Source organism: Streptomyces sp. NPDC050636, from assembly GCF_040654775.1.
Classification (GTDB): Bacteria; Actinomycetota; Actinomycetes; order Streptomycetales; family Streptomycetaceae; genus Streptomyces.
This window is the reverse complement of record NZ_JBFAIP010000187.1, coordinates 1-6,087: the sequence shown is the minus strand read 5'-3', so window position 1 is coordinate 6,087 and position 6,087 is coordinate 1. Positions and strand designations below refer to the sequence as shown.

6 protein-coding genes are annotated in these 6,087 nt (G+C 65.4%); 4 read left to right on the top strand and 2 right to left on the bottom strand.

From position 1 onward, the window contains the following. Positions 1–1,314, bottom strand: a 1,314-nt coding sequence (locus AB0I10_RS39990; protein ID WP_363157662.1) for a DUF4246 domain-containing protein, incomplete at its 3' end; no start/stop codon positions are given. Positions 1,315–1,875: 561 nt separating this feature from the next. Between AB0I10_RS39990 and AB0I10_RS39985 the strand changes: the two genes are divergently transcribed. From AB0I10_RS39985 to AB0I10_RS39970, 4 genes are all read left to right on the top strand, one after another. Continuing rightward, positions 1,876–2,409 (top strand): glycosyltransferase family 4 protein, encoded by a 534-nt coding sequence (locus tag AB0I10_RS39985; protein WP_363157661.1) that lies wholly within the window; start codon positions 1,876–1,878, stop codon positions 2,407–2,409. Between the two features lie 724 nt (positions 2,410–3,133). Further along, complete coding sequence (locus AB0I10_RS39980) at positions 3,134–3,583, top strand: SRPBCC family protein (protein ID WP_363157660.1); 450 nt, start codon at positions 3,134–3,136, stop codon at positions 3,581–3,583. Positions 3,584–4,653: 1,070 nt separating this feature from the next. Then, positions 4,654–4,782 (top strand): hypothetical protein, encoded by a 129-nt coding sequence (locus AB0I10_RS39975; RefSeq protein ID WP_363157659.1) that lies wholly within the window; start codon positions 4,654–4,656, stop codon positions 4,780–4,782. Positions 4,783–5,089: 307 nt separating this feature from the next. Continuing rightward, positions 5,090–5,383, top strand: coding sequence for a 2-oxoglutarate and iron-dependent oxygenase domain-containing protein (locus AB0I10_RS39970; protein ID WP_363157658.1), 294 nt, complete (start codon positions 5,090–5,092; stop codon positions 5,381–5,383). A gap of 353 nt (positions 5,384–5,736) precedes the next feature. Here the strand turns inward: AB0I10_RS39970 and AB0I10_RS39965 are convergent. Continuing rightward, on the bottom strand, positions 5,737–6,087 hold a 351-nt coding region (locus AB0I10_RS39965), incomplete at its 5' end, for a phosphotransferase (RefSeq protein WP_363157657.1).

Below are 6,087 nucleotides of genomic sequence, written 5' to 3'. Positions count from 1 at the left end.
GAACGCGAGAATTTTGCGATATCCCGGGCGGGCGGGGTCCGTGAGGCGGAATGAGCCGACGCGGTGTTGCAGGTTGTTCTGGATGGCCTGGCAGCGGCCCGCTGGGGTCGATGCCGATCCCAGCATCTGGTTCAGTGCGTCTTCGTCCTCCAGCCCGTAGACCTCACGCAGGCCGTTGTCGTCGTTCTGTTCGTAGTGCGGGTCGTCGAGTGCCGCCCGGAAACTCAGTCGGCTTTCGGTGATGTTCTCGCTGTCCCAGTAGTAAATGCCGGTCGAAACAATCCGCTCGTTCATCATCCCCTCAACATGCCAGGAACCGCCGGGGTACTCGGGCTTGTCCGGGGTGAGATGAATAGTGGCGAGCTTGACGATGACCTGGAGACGGCGGCCGCGCAGGTCGACTCGGGCGGATTCATCGGGCAACTCGGGCGGGGTGAAGGCCGGGGCGTCCGGGATGGCCGGACGGCGGTTTTCCCACCAGTCGTCTTGGGCCTCTTCCCATGCACGGCGGGCTTCTGCGTAGGTCCCATCATCACTGTAGGAGGATTTGTCCGGATACTCCGGCTCCGAGTCGTACCACCCGAAAGGATCGACCTCGATCCGCAGGGGCCGCGGATGGCGCAGATCGGTGAGCACGTTCTCCAGCAGCGGGCGCACGCGCGCGAACAACTCTGGCAGGACGGAGGCTAGTTCGCGATGAGTCTCGGGGTGGACGTTGTTGACGTACGAACGGAAGGCGACATCGCCGTCGTCACTGACGTCGACGTCCGTGGGTAGCCACTGGAATTTCTCCGAGAATTCGTACTTCGAGTAACGGTCCGTCGGGTTCCGCCAAGCCCGCTCGGGCGCACCGCTCACCTCTCTCACCAGGCAGAACAGTGAGGGATGAACCAGATCCAGTACCTGGCCGTCGGATCCGGGATGCCAGTCCTGTTCTGCTTCGGGGACCTGTTCCAGAACCCGAACCGCCTCGCGCAGCCGGGATCTGAGCTGGTCGTCGACCAGTGTGTCCGACTGCCACACCCCGTCGACTGCGGACACCTCGACGCCGGTTCGTCCGTCCCGCAGCGCTGCGTAATGCAGGAGTTCGGCAAGCACGTAACGAACCTGCGCTTCGGTGAGGCCCTGGGCGACCGCTTCTTGCGTCCACCTGGCGACGATGTCGGCATCGTTCATCTTGTCGAACCACCCCGGCTTCGCCCGAATGTGTGAGCTGCACTGCATCATCTGAAGTTCCCGCAGCGTTCGCGGTGTCGCAAACGATATGGAACGGGAAGCATGAAAGGGCAGCGGGAAAGCAGACAGGCCAGTCAATTCTCTTGGTCCTCCCAGTCGGTGTGCGGTGGCGGGAAGGATACTTCAGCAGACTGACACCGCAGCCGTGGTCCCTGTCATCGCTGGTCCGGGAGCCAGGGCTTCGACGTAGTCGCGTGATGTCCGGTCCGCGCTCATCCGAGGCCGAGGAGCGCGAGGGGGAGACGGGGGTTGCAGACGTTGCGGCGTAGGCCGGCCGTGATGGTTCTTCACTCCGGCCGCGTGGAGGGCCCCTATGGCGAGTCTTGGACCTTGAGTGGGTCTGGCTGTAGTCGACCTGTCACACCGCCACAGATAGTGAAAGCAGGGTGAGTCCGGTCCTGGACACAGGAAGCCCGCGGCCGTGGGTGACCATGACTGTTCTCTACGCAGCTTGATCACCTGGACACATCCGCTCAGACGTCGTTTCTGGTGGCGGTTCGTGCTGGTGACGCGACGCTCATGGAGCTGGACTGGCTCTCAAGCGGGAACGGAGACGATCAGGGGACAATCGTGCATCTAGTCTCGCCCTAATGCGGTCACCTGCGTATCCACCCAAGCCTGTACCCGGCGACGCAGAAGATGGGCTCGACGCCGCAGGAGCGTGCCCACGGCATCCACGCCGAGTGGAAGTTCCGCGGCGCATACAGGCAGCAGATCATGCCGCCGCCGAGGTTACCCAACTGCGAAGTCGCCGACGCCGTGCCCGGAAAGCACATGCGCGAGCACGTCTACAGCCGCTCGCGCGTGATGCTCATGCCCAGCCTGTACGAGTCCTGGGGCCGGGTGGCGGTGGAGGCGTTCGCCTCTGGCATCCCGGTGATCGCCCACCCCGCCCCGGGGCTGGTCGAATCCATGGGCGAGGCCGGGATCTTCGCCTATCGCGACGACACGAACGCCTGGATCCACGCCCTGATGTCCTTGCGGGACCCCACGATCTGGGCCCGCGCCTCCCGCCGGGCCAAGGCCCGCTCCAACGAGCTGAGCGCGGCCCCCGACCTCGACGTCTGGTGCGACGCCGTCGAGTCGTTGCACGACACCGCGCGGCGGAAATCCTTCCGCGTACGCCAGCTGGGCACGCTCATCGAAGGCCGCCGAGATGGGTCGCGCACCTAGGGACGAAGCCTCAGGCCCGCAAACCGAACGGCATACGGCTTCCTCGGTTTGTGGCGTGGAGATATTCGCCATGAAGAAGGCCAATGGCATAGAAAAGTGAGAAGCGCGGAGCGGAGTTCCGTGCCGGGTGGTCCAGATTGGCTCTGCTGTTGGGCTTGTCAAGTTGCTGTTGGGATAGGCGAGTTAAAGTAGCCGGTGGTGCTGTGGGCACCTGGGGCAGACGGATACTGCCGTGGGAGTAGCGCCCGTGATCTGCCTCCAGTTGGTGTGGCGGTTGGTCATCTCGGTGGGCGGGGGTGGTGTGCAGGTGGCGGCGGAAGTGGGGTGAGACCCGGAGAAAGGCAGAGGGCGCCCGGTGCCAAGTGTGTGCGCATGGCCCGATCCGAAGTTCTTCTACGGGCTGGACGTGCTCTACGACCGCGACGGCGGCAGTGTCCAGAAGAACATTCTCACCGAGACCGCCGCGTACAGCGACATTGTGTTTCGACTTCCTCTCGCTCGCCGGGTTCGCTACGCGCCTGGCGGAAGCCGTCCTTGCCGGCCCCTGCTATGCGCGGCGATCGTGGACCGATTCACCGTCAACGCGCACATCGTCGAGACTGGAATCGACCCATTCCGTCTCGCGCAGACCCAGGAGAGGCGCCGAGCCTGAGATCAGACCTGCATTCTGCCCCGGGTCGGGGCCCGGAATTGGCCCGGAATCCCCAGCGCCTAGGATGAGCTTGTGCAGCATTTCGAGGTCGTGACAGCCGTCGCCGCACCCCCGGACCAGGTGTTCGCGGTATGCCTGGACGTGGAGGCGCATACCCGCTCGATGGCCGATTCGTCAGAGCGCGCCGTTGATGGCAGGACCCGGGGAGAGCTGTCGCTCGGGGACACGGTGACCTTCCAGGCTCGGCATTTCGGCCTGACCTGGCGACTCAAGGCCCGCATCACCACATACGACCGACCCCGACGTTTCGTGGACGAGCAGGAGTCCGGGCCCTTCAAACGATGGCGTCACGCCCACCACTTCGAGCCGGACGGCAACGGTGGCACCATAATGCGAGACGTCATCGACTTCGCTTCACCACTGGGGCCCGTCGGATGCATCGTCGACAGAATCCTCCTGAGCCGATACATGCCCCACCTCATCAGAATCCGCAACACCTACCTGGCCAGCACTTTCCACTGAGTGGTCGGGACAGACACAATCGAGGCCAGCCTCGAGTAGAGGGAGAGCGTGTCGGCATTGCTCGCTGGTATCTCCCAACCCCACGAGTGAGCAGCCTTCCGCCAGACAGACAGCAAACTCGTGATCGGCGGCTCGGGGTGCGTAGCCATGGCACCGACGGAAGCCGACGCTGCCCGCAGACGATCTGCGTCAACGAAAGGGCAGAAACTCCCAGGAGATGAAGCATTCGTCGAGCACACCGGCGGCTGCGGGGGCGGGGGCGACCGCGTACCTTCGCACATAGGCTGGTGGGGCTTGCAACGGGCGACCCGGTGACGGACGGGTAAAACGGGCCAACTCGGATGCAGTCCGCGCCACCGCGGCTCCCAATGCTCAGCAGCTGAGCCAGCTTGACCTTGGTGCGTTGTGCCGTGTCCGGCTTCCACCGCGTTCACGCTGTCCCCTCAACCAGGCATTTCTCACGAGAGCCCACCGTAGAGGCCCAGGCGGTGGCCTCGCCGGAGATGTCGTTCAATTCCAATCTCGGCGAAGCGACGGGGCGGAGTATTCGTCAAGAGCTGTCGAGCATCCGGGAACCGCGCGATACGGAACGGTTGGCCTCAACTGAACCGCTGACGGCTACTGGTAGGCCCGCTTCATAGAGCAGGATGCGGTGGCCGAGGGCGCTGAGGCGCGACCGGCGGGGAGCGCCTGCGACGTGCGGACACCCGACACCCCTCCCAGCGCCGTTCCCACAAAGGCTGTGTGCATGCGATTCCCATATGGGAATCGCATGCGCCGCTCGTGCAAGCGCAGGCGGATATCGGCACGTGAACATGCCCCCGAAAGAGTGCGATTAGATTGCCGAATGCCGAATGCCGAATGCCGATAAACAAACGAACAGGCACTCGCTGAGTTCCCACGATAGGGTCGCCGCCCTGAGCTGAAGCGCGCGGGCCGGCGGGGCGGCCATCGATGCGGGCGGGGCATCCGATTCCGCGCACCTAGGCCGGACGCACACCAAGAGCACGCTGGCCTACGACCGTATCGATGCTGGCTCCCCGCTCAAAGCCCTTTACCACGGGGAGCCGTTGCTCGAGTTCCTCTCCGCGGTCGTCGGCCGGCGGCTGTTCCGCTCGGCCGACCCGCTCTGGGCCATGACGATCCATGTCCACCACGAGCGCGACGAACAGGACTGGCACTTCGATGTGTCGGAGTAGACGATCGTCCTGCACCTCCTCGCGCCCGAGCAGGGCGGGGCCCTGGAGTACTTGCCGCGTACGCGGGCTGCGGTGGAACAGGACCGCGACGCCCTGCGCGCCTTTGCTGCCGGAGAACGGCGCTCGCTGACCGTGATTTGGGCACCACACCCGGCACTCGTGTCCTGCACTCGGGCCGGGTCTCCCTCCACCGGGTCACCCCCGTATCCGGCCCCACCCCGCGCATCAGCGCCGCCCTGTCGTACAACTCCGCTCCCGGTGGGCGGCTCAACTCCTGCACCCGCAACCTCTACTTCGGGAGGACCGGGTGGCCACCTGGCACGGCCGTCCGCCTCAGCTGCCCGAAATGGACCTGCGGGCATGGCGCGACTCCGCGTCACGACCGGCGTTCGCGGACCGGTTGCGGGACATCCCTCACCGTTCCGGCTTCTGCTACCTGACCGGGCACGGCACCACCCGGCAGCGGTCGGCGGAACTCCTGGACCTGGCCAGACGCTTCTTCGCTCTACCGGAACACCAGCGGCAGGCGGTGGAGAACGTCCACTCCCCGCACTTCCGCGGCTACACCCCAACAGGCCGTGAACTCACCGGGGGGGCGTAGGGACTGGCGGGAGCTGTTCGACGTTGGGCCGGCCCCCACCAGCAACACCTGCTGGCCACCCTCGGCATCCACGGCCCCACGCCCCTACACCGCTATAACAGCCGTCCAGCGAACCTGACCGGTCAGCCAAACAAACCGACCAACAGCCATCCCGCCACCCCGAACCGATAAAACCGCAGCTCACACCCATCCAGCTCCAGCCCGCAAGCAGGGTCAAGCCCCTCGCCAACACACAGCACACCGCCAGGCCCAACCAGCCAACTGATCAGCCCAGCTCAACACCCCAGGACCCGATCATAAACAATGAACCGCGCCATATGACCAGCTCGGTCCCCAACGCCAAGTGGGATGCCTCAGCCTTCGTCGAGCACCGTTCGGATCACGTGCCGGGCATTGTGCGCCATCGCCGGGTTCGTCCTCCGGTAGTACGGCAGCGCGATCAGCGCCTGCGAGAGCGTCCGCCCCCGGCCGCGGATCCAGGTCGCGTCGTCCACTCCCAGCGCCTGGCGGAAGACTTCCCTCGCATCGGTCGGCAGCAGATTCCACGCCGGGAACAGGTCGCACGCCGGATCACCCACCCCCAGGCACCCGAAGTCGATTACCGAGGCCAGCCTGCCACCGTCCACCAGCAAGTTGCCCGGCATGAGATCGGCATGCAGCCACACCGGCGGCCCGTCCCAGCCCGGGGCTCGCAGCGCCTCCTC

What these genes read in the sequence shown, in the direction of transcription:
- AB0I10_RS39985 (WP_363157661.1), top strand. Translation starts at nt 1,876, where the DNA reads ATGGGCTCGACGCCGCAGGAGCGTGCCCACGGCATCCACGCCGAGTGG.